Below are 19175 nucleotides of genomic sequence, written 5' to 3'. Positions count from 1 at the left end.
GCGCCGCCGCCGCCTGGGCCTCGTTTCCCCTGTTCTCGGCGGCAACGCGCTCGTTCGAGCGTCGCTGCCGGTGAGGCTGCCCCGCCGGCCCCGGGGCCGGCGCTGTGCCCATTTCGCGCTCCCTCCGCGGCGCCTCTCCGCCCCGACGAAGAGCGCCCCCCCACCCTGTCGGCTTGCCCACCGCGTCGCTGGCCGTCGGTGGGCGGTTCGTGCGCACGGGCCAGCCCAGGTTTGCGACCCCTCCAAGCCGGCGCGGTGCGCCGATCCGCCGGTTGCTCCAGGCTCGACGTACCGCGGGCCACATGTCCAGGCCGCTCGCGCTGCCCCGTCCTGACGCGTTCGGCGCAACGCAGCAAACTGATTTTCCCGCTTGATGAGGCTGGCGTAGGGTGCCACAAGCGTCCGCGCGCACGAGTGGCGGAATTGGTATACGCACCGGTTTTAGGTTCCGGCGCCGGGAGGCTTGGGGGTTCGAGTCCCCCCTCGTGCACCACGGCTTGACGCCTGGAGGACTCGAGCACCTCGCGGCGTGACGCGCCGCCCCAGAGCGGCTCCCTGGTGGCCCGGGACGGTCATGGTCCGCTGGGCGCGCGGCGCGGGGGCCAGCGCTCGCCCCCGCGGATCCCCCGCGCGGATCCGACGACGAACGGGTGACGGGGGCCCGGGCTGCGGAGCCTCGGGCGGATCGCGTCGGCGGCGTCGCCGACCGCGTGGTCCTGGAATTGCGCGACGCCCGCGGCGCGACTACGTTCGCGTTCCTCGGCCGGACCCTCTCCTCTCACCTCACCGCCGCGGAGCCAAGGCACGTAAAGATGTTCACTTGGGCGATGAAGAAGATTTTCGGCACCTCGCACGAGCGTGCCATCCGCCGCATGAGACCCCGGGTCGAGGCGATCGGCAGGATGGAGCCGGAGCTGCAGAAGCTCTCGGACGCCCAGCTCCGAGCAAAGACGGCGGAGTTCAAGGAGAAGCTCGCCAATGGGGCGACGCTGGACGACATCCTGGTCCCGGCGTTCGCGGTCTGCCGCGAGGCGTCGAAGCGCGCGCTCAAGATGCGCCATTACGACGTGCAGCTCATCGGCGGCATGGTGCTCCACAACGGCTGCATCGCCGAGATGCGCACCGGCGAGGGCAAGACCCTGGTCGCGACGCTCCCCTGCTATCTGAACGCCCTCGAGGGCAAGGGCGTCCACGTCGTCACGGTGAACGATTACCTGGCGCGGCGCGACGCCGAGTGGATGGGCAAGCTGTACGGCTTCCTCGGCCTGTCGACGGGCGTGGTCGTCAACCAGCAGGGCGACGCCGAGAAGCGCGACGCATACCGCTGCGACATCACGTACGGCCAGAACAACGAGTTCGGCTTCGACTACCTGCGCGACAACATGAAGTTCTCGGCGCTCGAGTACGCGCAGCGCCCGCTGCACTACGCGATCGTCGACGAGGTCGACTCCATCCTCATCGACGAGGCGCGGACTCCGCTCATCATCAGCGGGCAGGGGGAGCGCTCGAGCGACAAGTACCGCACGATCAACGAGGTGATCCCCCAGCTCCGGAACGAGGAGCATTACACCGTCGATGAGAAGGCGCACTCGGTGACGCTGACCGACGAGGGCGTGGAGACGGCAGAGCGGCTGCTCGCCTCGCTCCAGGTGCTCAAGGGCACGAACCTCTATGATCCGGTGAACCTCGAGACGCTGCACATCCTGAACCAGTGCTTGCGCGCGCACACGCTCTACAAGCGCGACGTCAACTACATGGTGCGCGATGGCAAGGTGCTCATCATCGATGAGTTCACCGGCCGCGTCCTCGCGGGGCGCCGGTGGTCGGACGGCCTGCATCAGGCCGTCGAGGCGAAGGAGAACGTCCGGATCCAGGAGGAGAGCCGGACGATGGCGACGATCACCTTCCAGAACCTCTTCCGGCTGTACAAGAAGCTCTCCGGGATGACCGGCACCGCGGACACGGAAGCGGCGGAGTTCCACAGCACGTACAAGCTCGACTGCGTCATCATCCCCACGAACAAGCCGGTGGTCCGCGTCGATTACGAGGATCTCGTCTACAAGACCGAGAAGGAGAAGTTCACCGCGGTCATCAACGAGATCCTCGAGAAGCACGAGCTCGGCCAGCCGATCCTGGTGGGCACGACGAGCGTCGAGAAGAGCACCGCGATCAGCCGGATCCTGACGAAGCGGGGCGTGAAGCACAACGTGCTGAACGCGAAGCACCACGAGAACGAGGCCTACGTGGTCGCGCAGGCGGGCCGCAAAGGGGCCATCACGGTCTCGACCAACATGGCGGGTCGCGGGACGGACATCATCCTGGGCGGCAACGCGGAGATGCTCGCCAAGCTCAAGTTCAAGGAGCAGAACCGCCAGCCCGAGGCGGAGCCCGAGGCGTTCGAGGCCCTGGTCGAGGAGATCAAGAAGGAGTGCACCGCCGAGGGCGACGAGATCCGCGAGATCGGCGGGCTGTACATCCTGGGCACCGAGCGGCACGAGTCGCGCCGCATCGACAACCAGCTGCGCGGCCGCGCCGGCCGCCAGGGCGACCCCGGGACGTCGAAGTTCTACCTGTCCCTCGAGGACGACCTCATGCGCATCTTCGCCGGAGATCGGGTGAAGAACCTGATGGAGCGGATGGGCATGCCCGACGACGAGCCCATCGAGCACCCGTGGGTGACGAAGAGCGTCGAGAACGCCCAGAAGAAGGTCGAGGAGCGCAACTTCGACATCCGCAAGAACCTGCTCGAGTACGACGACGTCATGAGCGCGCAGCGCAAGACGATCTACGACATGCGCCAGTCGCTGCTCGTCGGCCGTTACTCTCCCGAGATCATCGACGAGGAGGGGAAGCCGACGGGCGAGAAGCGGACAATCAAGCCGCTCGCGTCCATCGTCGAGCTGGTCCGCCCGGACGTCGGCTACCTGCTCGGCATGTTCGCGAACGACCCGGTGATGCCGCTCGACGCGGACGGCAACCGGCGCGAGATCGTGCGAAAGGACTTCGAGAAGACGGAGCGGTTCGTCGAGCTCGAGAACATGCAGCGCGAGATCTACACGCGCTGGGGCGTGAAGATCGAGCTCGAGGCGCGCGCCGACAAGGCCCTCGAGATCTACGACGAGTGCTCCGAGCTCATGCCCCTGGCGCTCACGGAGCAGCGCGAGCGGCTGCTCGATCTGATGGACCGGATCATCGGCGCGATGGTCGAGGAGTCTTGCCCGGCCCGCAAGCCGCCGGAGGACTGGGACTGGGGCGGCATCTTCCAGGGCTTCCGCGAGCACTTCGGCGTCGAGCTGCCGGACGACGTCGCGCACATCGGCGACCAGGAGACGCTGGCGCGGGAGCTCTACGAGCGCGCCGAGAAGGCGTACGAGAAGCGCGAGGAGGAGATCGGCGTCGAGCTGTCGCTGCGCATCTTCCGCCACCTCTACCTGGAGGAGCTCGACAAGGCCTGGGTCGACCACCTGACCGACATGGACCACCTCCGCGACGGCATCGGTCTGCGCGGCTACGGGCAAAAGGACCCGAAGCAGGAGTACAAGAAGGAGGGCTACAACATGTTCGTCAACATGGTGGCCCGCGTCTCCTCGAACGTGGTCACGAAGCTCTTCAGCGTGAACGTCAGGCGCGCCGAGCAGGAAGAGGCGCAGATCGAGGCTGCGGATCGCGAGCGGCACGCCGCGGCGCTGCTCGACGCGGTCGCGCAGCACGACGAGTCCCTCCCGATCGGCGCGAACCCCGCCCCGGCGCTCCCGCAGCCTGCGGTCATGCAGGAGCAGGAGTGCCCCTGCGGCAGCGGCAAGCCGTTCAACAAGTGCCACGGCGGTGAGGACGAGGCGACGGCCTGAGCCGGCGCCCCCTGCCCGCTCCGCCTGGCAGCCAAAACGAGGCAGCGAGGGCCCCTGTCAGGCCCTTGCTCCTCGGCATCTGACCCCCGCATGAACACCGCCTGAGGGCCGATCCATCGGTTCCGGGAGGCAGCATCATGAAGGTGTTCATCGATTCAGGGGATATCGCGGAGATCAGGGAAGCGCAGTCGATGGGGGCCATCGACGGCGTCACGACCAACCCGTCGCTCCTCGCCAAGGCCGGCAAGCCGACGAAGCGGGCGATCGCCGAGATTTGCGAGGTGGTCGACGGCCCCATCTCGGCCGAGGTGGTGGCGGTGGAGAAGGACGCGATCCTCCGCGAGGGTCGCGAGCTCGCGAAGATCCACCGGAACGTGGTGGTCAAGGTGCCGCTCATCGACGAGGGGCTCAAGGCCGCCCGGATCTTCGCTTCCGAGGGCATCAAGACGAACGTGACCCTCTGCTTCTCGGCCGCCCAGGCGCTGCTCGCGGCCAAGGCGGGGGCCACGTACGTGTCGCCGTTCGTCGGGCGCGTCGACGACGCCGCGGGGGACGGGATGGATCTCGTCCTGCAGGTCGTGACCATCTTCAGGAACTACGGGTTCTCGACGCAGGTGCTCACCGCGAGCGTACGGCACCCCGTCCACTTCGTGCAGGCCGCCATGATCGGCTCGCACGCCGTGACGATGCCGCTCAAGGTCATCAAGCAGCTGATCAGGCATCCGCTCACCGACGTCGGGCTCGCGCAGTTCTTGGCAGATGCGAAGAAGATCCCCGAGCTGGTATAGCGATCCCGTGGCCGAGAAGCGCAAGGAGAACACGGGGACGAAGCGCCGCGGGAGCCGCCCGGCGGCCCCCGCGGTCGTGTCCGTCACGACGCAGGGAGGGCCCTTCAAGGGGGTGTCGACGGCGGTCGTTCGCCGGCGGGCGAGCAAGATGCTCTCCCACCTCGCGTTGCAGGGCGTGGAGCTCTCCGTCGCCCTGGTGAACGATGGAGCCATCCACGAGCTCAACCGCAGCTACCGGCGCAAGGACAAGCCGACCGACGTGCTCGCCTTCCCGATGCTCGACCAGAACGGGGCCAACTCGCGCAGGCGCGGCCGGCGAGGTCCCGTGGATCCGTCGGCATGGCGCGGTCTCCTCGGCGACGTGATCGTCTCGATCGACACGGCCGCGCGGCAGGCCGCCGAGCGCGATCGCCCGCTGCTCGACGAGATCACGATGCTGCTCGGGCACGGCCTGCTCCACCTGCTCGGCTACGACCACAAGACCGACGCAGAAGAACGAGAAATGACGGATTTGACCCGGGAGCTCGAGGTCGCGGCGGCGTCGCGAAGCAACAGTAATACTGGAATTTAACCGCATTGCGGCACCGCGAGGCCAAACGCGAGGCCAAAGAAGACGGGGGGGTGATGACTTATCGCTTGCGAGGCGAAACCTCGCTTGTTAAACGGACGCCCCCTTTCGACTTGGAGGAAACATGCCCGGTTCGAACAAGCTGACCAAGGCCCAGATGATCGTCGGTCTTGCTGAGGCCACCCACCTCGACAAGAAGTCCGTGGCCAGCGTGCTCGATGCGCTCGGCGAGCTGGTGAAGAAGGAGCTCGGTCCGGAGGGGCCGGGCGAGGTTACGGTTCCGGGCCTCGTGAAGATCAAGGCGAAGGAGATCCCGGCCACGCAGGACCGGGAAGGCATCAATCCGTTCACGAAGCAGCCGATGACCATCAAGGGCAAGCCGGCGAGCCGCAAGCTCCGCGCGGCGCCCGTCAAGGCGCTCAAGGACGGCTGAGCGGCGCGTCCGTGGCCGCAGCTTGCGTCGCCGCATCGGGCGGCGCGAGCTCCGGGGGCCCCGCAGGCGCTCGCGCCCCCGAGCTGACGCCCGGGGCCTTCGCTGTGGAGCGTCGCGCCCGGAGCGCGCAAGCGACGCTCGCGAAGGCGAGCAGCAACGCCATCGGGACGTCGCCCAGGCGGGTGTAGAGCGTCAGCGGCGTGTCCCTGACCGAGGGGGTCGCGAAGGTCACCCCCGGCGCAGCGCTCTCATCGCGGCTGCGCACCACGCCTCGGGCGTCGATCCATGACACGACGCCGAGGTTCACCGCCCGCACGAGATCGCGGCGCAGCTCGATGGCGCGCATGACCGCGAGCCTCGCGTGCAGCTCGGGCTCGGCGCTCCCGGTGAACCAGGCGTCGTTCGTGATGTTGACGAGGAGGTTCGGGGCGAGCGCCCCGGTGATCCGCCGCCCCACCCCGGTGAGCGTGTCTTCGTAACAGTTGAGCACCCCGATCCGGAGCGCGGGCCCGTGCTCTCGGGGCAACGTGAGGGCGCGCGGCTCCGCGCCCGGGACGAGCCCGCCGCTCTTCTGGAAGATGCGCCGCAACCAGGGCAGGTAAGCGCCGCCCGGGACCGTCTCGCCGAACCAGAGCAGCTGCAGCTTGTCCTGCGTCGGCTGCATGCTCCCATCGGGGAGCACGAGGGTCGCGGAGTTGTAGCTGTTCCGTTCCTCGACGCCGTCAGCGGCCTTCACGGGCGGCGCCTGCGTGATGAGCCCCGCGAGGATCGGGCCACGGATGCCGGGCCCCAGGATCGCTCGACCGCCGCGCGGCGCCTGCCGGGCGCTGTGCGAGAGGGGGTACGGGTACGCCGCCTCGGGCCAGAGGGTGAGCTCTGCGCCGCCGGCCTCGGCCTCCCGGGTGAGCTCGTGCAGGGTTCGCAGGATCCGCGGGTGGTTCTTCGTCTGCCAGCGCTCGTGAGGCCCGATCGCCTGGTTGACGAGCGCGACGCGCGCGGCTGGCAGGCCGGCGCTGGCGCGCTCCACCGCGGCCATCCGCACCGCGCCGTGAGCCGCGAGCAGCCCGAACAGCGCGGCGCTCGAGAGCGCCGGGTAGAGGATCGCGCGGAGCAACCGAAGGCGGGTGGGCCGCGGTTCCTGGGCGGGCGCGCGCTCGAGCGGCCGCCCGCCCGGCGCCCTCCCCGAGGCGGCCAGGCCAGCGCGGGCGAGCAAGGCCGCCCCGACGGCGAACAGCACGGAGACGCCCCGCTCGCCGATGAGGTCGGCGAGCTGCACGAGCGCGGGCCAGGGGCTCATGAGACCCGCAGGAGTCCAGCCGAAGACGGTCGGGATGGCCACGGCGGCGAACACGCCGGTCGCAAAGGCGAGCTCGAGGGGAGCGCGCAGCCGCCGGATGAGCGCGCTCGTGATGCCGCCGCAAATCGCCCAGACGAGCGACTGGGCGGCCGCGAGCAGCACCAGCGCGAGGTACGAGGCAGCCGAGCCGAGGGGCGTGAACCGCTGGATGACCTCCGGCACGAAGCGCAGGCCCACGACGCCCGCCGCCGTTCCCCAGAGCGCGCCGCGCCCGAAAGCGCGCCAGATCGTCGGGGCGTCGTGGACGGCGGCCGCCAGCAGAGCGAGGCCAGCGATGACGGCGGGGACCAGATCCGTCGGCGGCGCCGTGAGGGCGAACGTCGCGCCGCCAGCGAGGGAGAGCAACAGCGGGGCGCGGCCACGGAGCGCGCGCATGATCGAGGCCTGGGGCACGATGCGGCGTTATACCGCGTGGAGACGGTCCGGACCGCGACCGGCTGGTCGAGAGCAGAACGGACGCGAACACCGCGCGGTCAGGGTGGACGGGAGGCTATGACGAGCCGCTCACCAGTAAATACTGAGCCCGCCGCGGAAGAGCCCCCCGCCCGACGTGTTGGTCGTCCGGCCGGAGTCGGGATCCGTGAACTCGGGAACGAGCCCGTCGTCCGTACGGCTGCGCACGAAGCCGAGCGCATCGACGTTCAGGGCGATGCGGGGGGAAAGCCGGAACTCGAGGCCGATGCCGCCGTGCGCGCCGAAATAGTCGTACTCCGTGTCCGGAGCGAACTCGGTGCCGCCGGCCGCGACCTCGCTCGAGGCGCGATCGACCTCGGCGTGCGCGATGTTCAGGCCGCCCATGAAGTAGAACTGGGTGCGGCTGCGCGGGTTGACGAACAGCATCCCGGTCAGCGAGAGCGGCACCTCGGTCCGCTGGTCGCCGTTGTAGTCCGTGCCCGCGAGGAAGTCGGCGCCTGCATCGAGCGCGAACGCCGGGACGGGCCGGTAGCGCAGGCTGATCCCGACGCCGCCCATGCCGGCGTCCTCCGCTCCGCCTTGCTCGCGCCCCAACATGACGCCCTCCATGCGGAGGTTGATCCCCCAGTGGCGCCGCCAGCGCCGCTTCACCGGCGGAGGCGGCGCGGGGGGCGCCACGCGGCGCACGATCACGCGCGGCGGAGGGGCTGCCCCAGGCGTCACGACGATCACCTGAGGAGGCGGGCCCGACGGCGAGGTCTCGTAGACGACGACCGGCGGGGCCCGGCGGGCGGCCCCCCTGGCCGGGGGCGGGGGCGGCGGCGCCTCGGCAGGCGCGGCCTCGGCAGGCGGCGGTTCCGCGGCGGGATCGCGAGGCGGCTCCACTTCCTCGCAGAACCACGCGCCGGGAGGACAGTTGCTGTCCTCCTGCGCGAACGCGCTCATCGGCGCGGTCATCGCCACAGCAACAAGGACATGGGTCAAGCAACGGCGCATCGGGCGACTCCTCTTCGGTGCAGGGAGGTTAGCAACCGGGATGCCATCGACCATCTTGCGGGATCGTCGTCACCATGGCCACGCAGCACGCCGGCGTGCATCGGCCGCCACGGCACGCTGTGGCGGAAGGTTCACACGCGCGCCGTTCCGCAGGGTACTAGCTCCCACGGCAAAGGTCACGGCGCGGTCGCCCGCGTCGGGAGCCCTGCCAACATCGAGACCAATCGGGTTCCATCATGCCTACGGTTACGTTGAAGCAGGGTCATGTCCGGCCGGTGTGGTCGGGGCATCCCTGGGTGTTCGCTCAGGCGATCGCGCGCATCGAGGGCGGCGCGGTGGCCGGGGACGAGGTCGTCGTCACCGACCCCTACGGCAGCGTGCTCGGGCGCGGGCTCTACACCCCGCGCTCGGCCATCCCGGTGCGCATGTACACGCGCGAGGACAGGCCGATCGACGCGGCCCTGTTCCGGCACCGGATCGAGCGCGCCATCGCGCACCGCCGCGAGCTCGGCCTGCCCGCGCGGGCGCCTGGCCATGAGACCGACGCCTTCCGGCTGATCCACGCGGAGGGGGACGGCCTGCCGGGGCTCATCGTCGATCTGTTCGGCGACGTGGTGGTCGTGCAGCTCGGGACGATCGGGATCAAGCGCCGCGAAGGGGTGATCTTCGACGCCCTCCAGGCGGCGCTCTCGCCCCGCGCGATCGTGGACAGGACGCCGGAATCCCTCGCGAAGCTCGAGGGGTTCACCGCCGACGCGGGCGTGGTGCGCGGCGACCCCGCGCTCGATCAGCTCCGGTTCGTCGAGCGGGGGCTGCGGTACGCGATCCCGCTCGCGCTCGGCCACAAGACCGGGTTCTACCTGGACCAGCGGACGCTGCGGACCCGCGTCGAGCAGCTCGCCCACAACCGGCGCGTGCTCGATGCCTTCTGCTTCGTCGGCACGTTCGCCATGGCGGCGGCCCGCGGCGGGGCGAGCGAGGTCCTCGCGATCGACGAGAGCGCGACGGCGATCGAGGTCGGGGCGGAGTGCGCGCGGGAGAACGGGCTCCTCGACCGGATCAAGTTCACGCGCGACGACGCCCGCAAGGCGCTGCAGAACGCGTCGAGGCAGGCGGGCTACGATCTCGTCATCTGCGACCCTCCGAAGCTCGCAGGCACGCGCGCCTCCAAGGACGCCGCGCTCATGGCGTACCGGCGCCTCGCGGCCGGGGCGTGCCGGGCCACGCGCCCGGGCGGCGTCCTCGTGCTCTGCTCCTGCTCCAGCGCCGTGAGCCTCGACGATCTGACCCGGGTGCTCGCGCTCGGCGCGCGCGACGCGCGCATGCAGGCCGCGGTGTTCGACCGGCACTTCCAGGGAGGGGATCACCCCGTCCCCGCCGCCTTCCCCGAGGGGCTCTACCTGAAGAGCCTCATCGCGCGCATCGACGCGCTCTGACGATCGCCCGATGAAGCCGCTCTCCCTCCTGCCTCCCGACGCCGCGCGCGCCCTCGCCGGGGTGATCTTCGATCTCGACGACACCGTGCTGGATCACGGCGCCCTCACCGAGGCGGCGTACGCAGCGCTCTTCCGTCTACGCGAGACGGGGCTCGCGCTCATCGCCTGCACCGGCAGGCCCGCCGGCTGGGGCGAGGTGCTCCAGCGGCAGTGGCCGATCGACGCGACGATCGTCGAAAACGGAGCCGTCGCGCTGGTCCGTGAGGAGGAAAGCGACGTCGCCGGCCATCGAGGAGGGCACGCCCCGCGCGCCGGCGCGCGCCGCGTCGTCACGCTCGACGACCTGGACCGCGAGACGCGGCGAGCCCGTCGAGCCGAGCTCATCGGGCTCGCCAATGACATGGTGCGTCGTTTTCCGGCGGCGGCGCTCGCGGACGACAACGACCAGAGGGTGACCGACGTTACCATCGACATCGGGGAGCACCGGCATGTCCCGCCGGAAGACGTGCAGAAGATGCGCGCCGAGCTGCGCGAGCGGGGGGTGAGGACGCTGCTGTCGAGCGTCCACCTCCACCTCACGCGCGAGCCGTCCGACAAGGCCACGGGGATTATGCGCCTGCTCTCCGCTCGGTTCGGCGAGGATCCCACCCGGGCGCGGCACCGCTACGCGTTCGTCGGCGACAGCGGCAACGACGGCGTCGCCTTCGCCGCGTTTGTGCTGACCTTCGGGGTGGCCAACGTTCGCGCCCACCTCGGCAAGCTGTCCGTGCCGCCGCAGTTCGTGGCGTCCCTCCCCATGGGCCGCGGGTTCGCGGAGATCGCCCAGCAGATCGCCGAACTGCGGAAGAATGCACCCGAGCCGTGATCTTGCCGCGCGCAAGTCACTTCGCGCTGCGATCCGCCCCACACCTGACGCAGGTAAGCTAGCCGCGGCGTGCACTGAAGGAATAGGATCGGTCTTTCGGGAGGGCCGTGCCTCCCAACCCTTTACAGGGGCGCGTGTTCTCGGGGACCATGACGTTGGTCCCTCGCCCGCCAGCGGCAGCAGATGGCGTTTCGACCCCCGACCCCCGGCCTCCTCGTCGACAACAAGTACCGCCTCGCGGAGCGCATCGGCGGGGGCGGCATGGGCGACGTGTTCCGGGCGGAGCACGTGCTCGCAGGTCGCGCCGTTGCGATCAAATTCCTCCACCCAGAGCTGGCGGACAACTCGGAGCTCTCCCACCGCTTCTTCCAGGAAGCGCAGGCGGTCAACCGGATCCGCCACCCGAACATCGTCGACGTGATCGACGCCGGCGTCGGCGAGCTCGGTCCGTACATCGTGATGGAGCACCTCGACGGCGAGTCGCTCGGCATGGCGCTCGCGCGCTTCGGTCGCCTCGACATGGAGGCCGCCGTCGGCGTCGCGATCCCGGTGCTCGAGGCGCTCGACGCCGCGCACCGCGCGGGGATCATCCACCGCGATCTCAAGCCCGAGAACATCTTCATCGCCTTCGATCCGAGCCGCGGCTCGGCCGTCGTCCGCCTGCTCGACTTCGGCATCGCCAAGGTGCTCGACTCCGATGGCCCGTCGCCGCGGACGCGCACGGGCGTCGTGTTCGGGACGCCTGACTATCTGTCGCCCGAGCAGGCCACGGGGGAGTCGCCGCTCGACGGCCGGAGCGATCTCTTCTCGGTGGGCGTGCTGCTCTACGAGGTCCTCACCGGCACGCGGCCGTTCCGCGCGCCGACCGCCGTGGCGACCGCGTTCCGCGTCGTGCACGCCGAGGTGCCCACGCTCGCCTCGGCGGGCGTGACCGTCGACCCGCGGCTCGAGGCGATCGTGCAGCGGCTCTTGCAAAAAGATCCCGCGAAGCGGTTCCAGACGGCCGGCGACGTCGTCCGCGAGCTCGAGCGCGTCGCGCCTGAGCCGCCGCGGCGGACGACGGCGCTCGGCAGGCTGATCAACGTGCAGCGGCGGATGGCCCTGAGCCTGGGGAACGCCCCGGAGAACGAGCGCGATCGCCTCTCGTCCTCGCGCGATCGATCGCGCCCGGGGTTCGACATGAACCCCCCGCCGATGCGCATCTCGCCGTCGATCGTGCCGGGGGGGCGCGTCACCGAGGCGCCGCCCGGGATGCGGCCGTCGTCCTCGGAGCCAGCGAAGCCCGCGCCCGGCGTGACGCTCTCGAACGCGCTGCGAAGCCGCGGCTCGGAGCCCACGATGCTCTCGCAGCGCGGCGAGTCGCTGCCCACGGTGCGCAGCGCCGACCTCGGGCACCGGGCCGAGCCGACCGTCCGCAGCGCGGACTTCGGCGCCCTGATGAACCGGACACGCGACACGCGGCGGCCCAACGTCACCCCGGTCCGGCCGCTGCCGGCGCGCTTCGCCGGGCAGTACCATGTGCGCGGCCCCGTCCTGCGGAGCGTCGATCGCACCATCGTGGACGAGTACGGGAGGAGCGCGCGCGACGAGGTCGTCTCGCAGATGCCGCTCCGCTACGCCGACGACTTCAAGCACGACTCGATCAACGCGCTCGTCGGGTACGATCTCGAGGCGCTCGACGCCTACATGGAGCTCGCGACATCGCTGGTCCTGCGCGATCTCGAGCGCTGGCGCGACATCGGCAGGCTCGGCGTGGGCGGCGAGCTGCACAGCCTCGTGCGCACGCTGTTCGCCCGCCCGCTGACCGACATCGCGTCGCTCATGCGCCGCGGGACCTCCATCTGGTCGCGGCTCTTCACGTTCGGCTCGTGGCGCGTGGCGACGGGCCCGACCGGGCGGGTCACGCTCCACATCGGCGACTTCGACCCTGCTTCACTGCCGCTCCGGCTGTGGGTCGTGGGGATGGTCGAGGAGACAGCGCGCCGCGCGTCCGGCGGCGGCGTGAAGGTCACGATCACGCTCGGCGAGCTCGGCTTCACCTCCGAGCTCGCCTGCGAGATCAGCCTCTAGCTCCAACCGCCCGAAGCCCGGCCAGAGATCGCCGGGCTTCAGCGCCGCCTCGCGGCGGCTTCGCGCGGGCGGTCTTGGCTTTGTTTCCTCGGGGCTCCGCCCCGCTCCGCACCCCGGCGTCCGCTTCGCGGCCGCGCCGGTCGCGCCGGTCGCACGAGCGGCGACCGGCGCTCGGGGGTGCGCCGCAGCGCGATGGCTGCGCGTCGCTGGAGGCGTCTCTCAGGAAGGCTTGCGCGCGCGGTAGCACGCCTGACAGAACACGTCGCGGCCCTCGACCGGCTTGAACGGGACCTCGCCCTCGGAGCCGCACGACTTGCAGGTGATCGAGAACGTCGGACGAGTGCGCGGCGCGCGAGGCTGCTGCGCCGGACCGCGGCTCGGCGCGGCAGCGCGGCGCTCACCGGTGAACGAGGGGGCGCGGTAGTTGCCGTCATCTCGGAAGGGCGCGCCGCCGCGCAGGCGGTTCGGGTAGTGGCTCTGCACCGCCCATGCGGGCGCCAGCCCCGAGTACGCGTCCTGCATCGGGCTGCGGTACTCGTTCACGTCACCCGTGTAGCGGGGCTTCCGAGGCTGGCCGTCGCCGCGCGCCAGGCCGCGATGCCCCCCGGCGCCCCGAGGCGGGCCAGGGCGCTGGCGCTCCGCAGCGCGAGCCGGCGATCCGCTCTCGCTCTCCCCTCGATTGTCCTTGCGCGCACGGCGGCAAGTCCGGCACCGCTTGGGCGGAGCAGCGAGCTTCCGTTCGGCGTAGACGGCAGCTTCCGCAGCCGAGAATAGGAACGACGTGCCGCAGCTCGCGCAGACAATGTGCTCGTCTCGATGCTGTTCCATGATTCCTCTTTCGTCAGGCCGACGGGCCTCGCAGGCTCACGGGCTCGGATGACTCGGGTGACTCGGGTGACTGGAGCGCCCGGGAGCTGCCCCGCTGCGCTGGAGAAGCGCGATTTACGCGGGGTTCTACGTGATATCGGTGGGATCGCCCTCTTGATGGGGCACGGAAGTGCCTACGGTGACATGCTTGTCAGGGCGGTCAAGCGTGCCGCCTCCACGCAACGCCAGGATCGATCGCGCGGCGCGGAGCTTTGATTTCGAAGCTCCTCAAGATACCATCCGCGCGACTTTCACGAGGAGCACAGCTCCTCCCGTGACGGACCACGAGCCGCATCCGCCCACGCCGCGCATCGCAACCAGTCGAAGCAATGAGCCATCCCTCCCTGCACCTCACCGCTCGTGACTTCGACGCGTACGCCGCCGAAAAAGCGACCTCGAAGGCCTACTCGCGCCCCCGCCTCGAGGTGAAGCAGCGCGCGCTCGCCTGGGCGCGCGGCGTCGTCGCCCGGCTGGCCGAGCTCGGCATCTCGGTCGATGTCCATGGCTCGGACGAGCACCCCTCGATCCGCAACAAGCACCGGGCCGACTGCCAGTGGGTCTTCTTCTGGCGCGACCAGGCGGCGCGCGACGAGCTCGATCGCCTCCTCGACCGAGGCCGCTCGATCTCCGACGCGATCGACGATCCGAGCCCCTTCACGCGGCACGCCTTCCTCGCGCTTCGCATCTCGGAGAGCGAGGTGCAGGTGTGCTTCGCGGTCCACCCGGACGCGAAGGTGGACGTCGACAACCTCCGGGCTCGCGTCTCGGCGACGGAGGAGGCGACGGGCGCGCCGGCCTCGCCGATCTCCGCCGAGCTCACGAGCGCGCTCCACGCGCTCCCGGAGCAGTTCTCGTTCGGCGCCGCCGGCGGCGATCGCGTGGCCTGCAGCGCGGCCACCTCGGACGCGATCGCCGAGATGCTCCGCCGCGCCGCCGACGGCCAGGTGCCGCTCTGGATCGGCTGGGCGGTCCCGCGCGAGACGGCGGTCGAGCACGCCGACATCCTGGATGAGCAGCTCGAGGACGCGCTCGTCGCGCTCGCGCCGATCTACCGGCTCGTCGCGTGGTCACGCGAGAACGACCGCATCGCGCTCGACCACAAGCTCGAGGGCATCGAGCAGGAGCGGGCGCGCGCCCACGCCGAGATCGAGGCCGAGAACGAGCGATGGCGCTCCGAGCAGGCCCGAGCGCGAGAGCGCTCGATGGAGCAGGCGCGAGCGCGCGGCGATGAGCGCGTCGAGGCCGCCCTGCCCGCCCGCCGACCGACCCTGGCGACGCTGTTCAAGTCGCCGAGCAACGCCGGCGCCGGCGCTGGCCGCGGCGGAGAGCCGCGGCCCTCGCTGAAGCGGGTCGGAGAGGGCAGCGCCCCGGCCCGGCGAGCGCCGCACGGCGAAGCGGAGCAGCAGGCGAGGGCCGAGGCGCCGCAGAAGCCCTCGGCCGATCACGCGCCGCGAGCGCAGCGTGGTCCGTCCGGCGAGCCCGAAGGTGCCGCGAAGGTCGCGCCGGATCCCGCGAAGGGCGGCGTGCTGGAGAAGGGCAGCCGCGTCCGCGTGCGACGAGGCCCCTTCGGCGACAAGATCGGCGTGGTGAGCGAGCTCGATGGGCGCGGAGGCGCGCGCGTCCTGCTCGGCCTGCTCTCGACGAGGCTCGAGCTCGACGAGCTCGAGCTCGTGGTCGATGGAAGAGATCGGCCCGCGCTCTCGACGTCGCACCGCAAGCCGCTCGCGCCGACGCCGCGTAAGGCGCGCTGAGCGTCGCCGCGCGGCCCCCCCCATGCAATGGTCAAGCGCGATCCCTCTACCTACCCCGTCGGCCTCGGCGCGCAGTTCCGCCACAAGCTTCCGCTCTACCTGACGGGCGCGGCGCTGCTCGCTGCGCAGCAGTTCCTCATGGCCAGGCGAGATTTCCTGGTCAAGGACGCCGTCGACGCCGCCGTGAAGGCGCAGTCGAGCGAGGCCGCGCATGCGGCGCTCCTCATGCTCGCGGTCAGCGTGGGCGCCGCGATCATGCGCGTGTTCTCGCGGGTCACCATCTTCACGGCGGGCCGCAACGTCGAGTACGAGCTCCGGGCGATCCTGCTCGCGCGCCTGCACAAGCTCGGGCCGGCGTTCTTCCGCAAGATGCCGACCGGCGACATCATGAGCCGGGCGACGAACGATCTGACGCAGGTCCGCCTCCTCCTCGGCTTCGGCCTGCTGAACGTCGTGGGCTCGATCTTCGCGTTCACGAGCGCCCTGTACGTGATGCTCCACATCTCGAAGAGGCTCACGCTCGCGGCGCTCGTGACGATGCCCGCGCTGATGCTCGTCACCCGGTCGTTCTCGACGAAGCTCTTCGTCCGCACGCGCGACAACCAGGAGGCGATCGGCGCCATGAGCGACCGCGTCCTCGCGAGCCTCGCCGGGGTCAGGGTCGTCCGCTCGTTCGCGCTCGAGGCGTCCGAGATGGCCGCGTTCACGAGCACGAACCAGGGCTACCTCGAGAAGAGCCTCGCGCTCGCCAAGCTGCGCGGCTCCATGGCGCCGCTCATGGGGGCCATCAGCTCGGTCGGCGTGCTCATCGTCTTCTGGTACGGCGGGCGGCTCGTGCTGGAGCAGCAGATGACCCGGGGAGACTTCGTCTCGTTCTGGCTGGCGCTCTTGCGGCTCACCTGGCCGATGCTCGCCCTCGGCTTCGTCGCCGCCATCGTCCAGCGCGGTCGTGCCGGCTACGCCCGGCTCAAGGCCATCTTCGAGGCCATCCCCGAGGTCGTGAGCGGCCCGATGCCCTCACCCGAGGTCGTCCGCGGCGCCATCTCCGTCAAGGAGCTGACGTTCTCCCACGGCGCGAGGAAGGTGGTCGACGGCGTGAGCTTCGAGGTCGAAGCGGGCAGCTCGCTCGCCATCGTCGGGCGCACCGGCTCGGGCAAGAGCACCATCGCCACGCTGCTCGCCAGGCTCATGCCCACGCCCCGCGGCGCCGTGCTCCTGGACGGCGTCGACATCTGCGACCTGCCGCTCGACACCGTGCGCGCGAGCATCGGCTACGCGCAGCAGGACGCGTTCCTCTTCTCGACGACCGTGGCCCGCAACATCGGCTACTCCCTCGACGATCCGGACTCGCCCGCCGCCTTCGAGACGATCCGCGCGGCCGCCGCCGAGGCCGAGGTGCTGAACGAGGTGCTCTCGCTCCCTGACGGCTTCGATACCGTGGTCGGGGAGCGCGGCGTGCAGCTGTCCGGCGGACAGCGCCAGCGCGTCGCGCTCGCGCGCGCGCTCGTGCGCGAGCCGAGCGTCCTCGTCCTCGACGATCCGCTCTCCGCCGTCGACGCGAAGACCGAGCAGGCCATCCTCGCGGCGATCGAGCGGCAGGCCGCGCGAAGGACCGTCATCCTGATCACCCACAGGGTCGCGGCCGCGCGGCGGTGTGACGCGATCGTCGTGCTGGAGCAGGGTCGGGTCGTCGAGCGCGGCACGCACGACGAGCTCGTCCGCGCGGGCGGGATCTACGCGTCGTTCGCCGAGGAGCAGCAGCTCGAAGAGGATCTCGCGACCTTCGAGGCGTCGCCGTCCTCGCAACCGGTGGGGCTCTCGTGACACAGCCGGCGCACGGAGACAGCGCGACGATGCGGTCGAAATCGGGCGGCCCCTCGCCCTCAGGCGAGGCGGGCGCGGGCCCGCGGCGGCCGGCGCAGGCGGCGACGGCCAACGGCCGCGGGGCGACGAAGGCGAGCCGCACGGAGGACGTGCTGAGCCGGTTCCACGAGGAGTCACAGCTCGGCGAGGCGTACGACGCGCGCATGCTGCTGAGGCTGTGGCCGTTCGTGCGCCCGCAGGGCACGCACCTCGCGCTGTCGCTGGCGCTGCTCGTCGTCACGGCGCTGCTGGCGCTGCTGCGTCCGCTCATCATGCGCGACGCGCTCGACGCCTTCGACACGCCCGGCGGGCTCGATCACCTCACGCGCAGCGGCCTGTTGCTCACGGGCATCATGCTCCTGGAGCAGTCGCTCGCCTTCCCGCAGCTCTACCTGATGCAGCTCGCCGGCGCGCGCGCGATGGCCGACCTGCGCGTGCGCGTGTTCGGCTTCCTGCACACCCGCCGCCTCGGGTTCTTCGATCGCACGCCGGTCGGCCGGCTCGTCACGCGCGTGACGAACGACGTGGACGCGATCGGCGAGATGTTCGCGTCCGGCGCGCTCAACGCGTTCGGCGATCTCCTCCGGCTCGTCGTCATCGTCGCGGTGATGGTGTCGCTCGACTGGCGCATGTCGTTGCTCGCCTTCGCGGCGGTCCCCCCTGTCGCCCTCGGCGTCAACTGGACGCGGCGGCGGATGCGCGACGCGTTCCGAGAGGTGCGGGCGAAGACGGCCAGGATGAACGCGTACCTCAACGAGCAGGTGTCCGGGATGGCCGTCGTGCAGGCCTACGCCAGGGAGGAGCGCTCGGCCGAGGAGTTCGACGAGATCAACGCGGCGTACCGCAACGCGAACAACCGCTCGATCGTGCTCGACGCGACGCTCGACGCCGCCATCGAGATGGTCTCGAGCGTCTGCATCGCCGCGGTGCTCTGGTACGCCGGCGTGAACAGCCTGAAGGACCAGATCTCGTTCGGGACCCTGTTCGCCTTCGTCGCTTACATCGACATGTTCTTCGTCCCGATCCGCGATCTCTCGGCTCGGTACACGCTGCTGCAGTCCGCGATGGCCGGCGCGGAGCGCGTCTTCGAGCTGCTCGACAACAAGGATGAGGACGCGACGGCGGCGGCGACGAGCGGCGGCGACGCGGCGAGGGCAGCGGACGAGGGCGTCGCGTTCGAGCTCGACAACGTCGGCTTCGGCTACAAGCCCGGCACGCCCGTGCTGCGGCACGTGTCGATCGCGGCGAGGCGCGGCGAGAAGGTCGCGCTGGTCGGCGCGACCGGCGCCGGCAAGAGCACCGTGGCGTCGCTGCTGCTCCGCCTCTACGACGTCGATGAGGGCGTCGTGCGGGTCTTCGGCTGCGACGTCAGCGCGTACCCTCGCGACGAGCTGCGCCGCCAGTTCGCCGTCGTCCCTCAGGACGTGTTCCTGTTCCCGGGCACGGTGCTCACCAACATCGCGGCCGGCGACGCGATCCCCGATCGGGCCAAGGTGGTGAACGCGCTGAACCGCATCGACGCCCTCGACCTCTTCGAGCGGCGCGAGGGCGGGCTCGACGCCCCCGTGCTCGAGCGCGGCAGCAATTTCAGCGCTGGCGAGCGCCAGCTGATCGCGTTCGCCCGGGCCCTCTACCGCGACCCGCCGCTCCTCATCCTGGACGAGGCCACGGCCAACGTCGACAGCGACACCGAGGCGCGCCTCCAGCGCGCCCTCGAGGGAGCCATGGAGGGGCGCACCGCGTTGATCATCGCGCACCGCCTCTCGACGATCCGCGCCGTCGATCGGGTCGTCGTCTTCCACAAGGGCTGCGTCGTCGAGCAGGGCACGCACGAGGACCTGCTCGCCGCGGGCGGCGTCTACAGCAAGCTGTACCGGCTGCAGTTCGCCCGGCAGGCAACGGCGCACGCCTAGGAGCGC

At 70.7% G+C, this 19175-nt stretch carries 13 protein-coding genes, 1 tRNA gene and 1 pseudogene; 11 read left to right on the top strand and 4 right to left on the bottom strand.

Annotated elements, in window-relative coordinates; all coding sequences use genetic code 11:
• Positions 1-408 precede the first annotated feature (408 nt).
• From WMF27_RS00160 to WMF27_RS00140, 5 genes are all read left to right on the top strand, one after another.
• Positions 409-493, top strand: a tRNA-Leu gene (locus tag WMF27_RS00160).
• 319 nt (positions 494-812) lie between these two features.
• On the top strand, positions 813-3848 hold the full coding sequence (secA, locus tag WMF27_RS00155; RefSeq protein ID WP_437762302.1) for a preprotein translocase subunit SecA: 3036 nt from the start codon (positions 813-815) through the stop codon (positions 3846-3848).
• 137 nt (positions 3849-3985) lie between these two features.
• A complete protein-coding gene (gene fsa / locus WMF27_RS00150) occupies positions 3986-4636 on the top strand; it encodes a fructose-6-phosphate aldolase (RefSeq protein WP_437762303.1) in 651 nt (216 codons plus the stop codon).
• A gap of 7 nt (positions 4637-4643) precedes the next feature.
• The gene (gene ybeY / locus WMF27_RS00145; RefSeq protein ID WP_437762304.1) at positions 4644-5207 is read left to right on the top strand and encodes an rRNA maturation RNase YbeY; all 564 of its coding nucleotides are present in this window, start codon (positions 4644-4646) and stop codon (positions 5205-5207) included.
• A gap of 121 nt (positions 5208-5328) precedes the next feature.
• Entirely contained in the window at positions 5329-5637 is a 309-nt protein-coding gene (locus WMF27_RS00140; protein ID WP_012232661.1) for an HU family DNA-binding protein, read from the top strand.
• Here WMF27_RS00140 and lnt read toward each other — a convergent pair.
• Together lnt and WMF27_RS00130 are read right to left on the bottom strand one after the other, a co-directional pair.
• Positions 5624-7387 carry an apolipoprotein N-acyltransferase gene (gene lnt, locus WMF27_RS00135; RefSeq protein WP_437762305.1) on the bottom strand — a complete coding sequence of 588 codons (1764 nt, stop codon included), beginning with the start codon at positions 7385-7387 and terminating at the stop codon, positions 5624-5626. The two genes, WMF27_RS00140 and lnt, sit on opposite strands and share 14 nt — an antisense overlap.
• A gap of 111 nt (positions 7388-7498) precedes the next feature.
• Positions 7499-8404: an outer membrane beta-barrel protein gene (locus WMF27_RS00130; protein ID WP_437762306.1), complete on the bottom strand. Its 906-nt coding sequence runs from the start codon at positions 8402-8404 to the stop codon at positions 7499-7501.
• A gap of 236 nt (positions 8405-8640) precedes the next feature.
• Between WMF27_RS00130 and WMF27_RS00125 the strand changes: the two genes are divergently transcribed.
• The 3 genes from WMF27_RS00125 (at position 8641) to WMF27_RS00115 (ending at position 12775) form a co-directional block, all read left to right on the top strand.
• Positions 8641-9840, top strand: coding sequence for a class I SAM-dependent rRNA methyltransferase (locus WMF27_RS00125; protein WP_437762307.1), 1200 nt, complete (start codon positions 8641-8643; stop codon positions 9838-9840).
• A gap of 10 nt (positions 9841-9850) precedes the next feature.
• A complete protein-coding gene (locus WMF27_RS00120) occupies positions 9851-10705 on the top strand; it encodes an HAD family hydrolase (protein WP_437762308.1) in 855 nt (284 codons plus the stop codon).
• A 183-nt stretch (positions 10706-10888) separates the two neighbouring features.
• Positions 10889-12775 (top strand): serine/threonine-protein kinase, encoded by a 1887-nt coding sequence (locus tag WMF27_RS00115; RefSeq protein WP_437762309.1) that lies wholly within the window; start codon positions 10889-10891, stop codon positions 12773-12775.
• 219 nt (positions 12776-12994) lie between these two features.
• On the opposite strand, the gene WMF27_RS00110 is transcribed toward WMF27_RS00115, so the two are convergent.
• Both WMF27_RS00110 and WMF27_RS00105 read right to left on the bottom strand, forming a co-directional pair.
• Positions 12995-13318 carry a CxxC-x17-CxxC domain-containing protein gene (locus WMF27_RS00110; protein WP_437769917.1) on the bottom strand — a complete coding sequence of 108 codons (324 nt, stop codon included), beginning with the start codon at positions 13316-13318 and terminating at the stop codon, positions 12995-12997.
• Positions 13319-13462: 144 nt separating this feature from the next.
• Positions 13463-13603, bottom strand: a pseudogene (locus tag WMF27_RS00105) (zinc-ribbon domain containing protein); the annotation flags it as partial.
• 368 nt (positions 13604-13971) lie between these two features.
• Between WMF27_RS00105 and nusG the strand changes: the two are divergent.
• The 3 genes from nusG to WMF27_RS00090 are packed head-to-tail and all read left to right on the top strand — an operon-like array spanning position 13972 to position 19169.
• Positions 13972-15393, top strand: a complete 1422-nt coding sequence (gene nusG, locus WMF27_RS00100) for a transcription termination/antitermination protein NusG (protein ID WP_437762310.1) — start codon at positions 13972-13974, stop codon at positions 15391-15393.
• Between the two features lie 27 nt (positions 15394-15420).
• The gene (locus WMF27_RS00095; RefSeq protein ID WP_437762311.1) at positions 15421-17217 is read left to right on the top strand and encodes an ABC transporter ATP-binding protein; all 1797 of its coding nucleotides are present in this window, start codon (positions 15421-15423) and stop codon (positions 17215-17217) included.
• Between the two features lie 29 nt (positions 17218-17246).
• Positions 17247-19169: an ABC transporter ATP-binding protein gene (locus WMF27_RS00090; RefSeq protein WP_437762312.1), complete on the top strand. Its 1923-nt coding sequence runs from the start codon at positions 17247-17249 to the stop codon at positions 19167-19169.
• Positions 19170-19175 lie beyond the last annotated feature (6 nt).

This window comes from Sorangium sp. So ce281, from assembly GCF_051527395.1.
GTDB classification, from domain to species: Bacteria; Myxococcota_A; Polyangia; order Polyangiales; family Polyangiaceae; genus Sorangium; species Sorangium cellulosum_B.
This window is presented reverse-complemented; position numbering and strand designations above follow the sequence as displayed.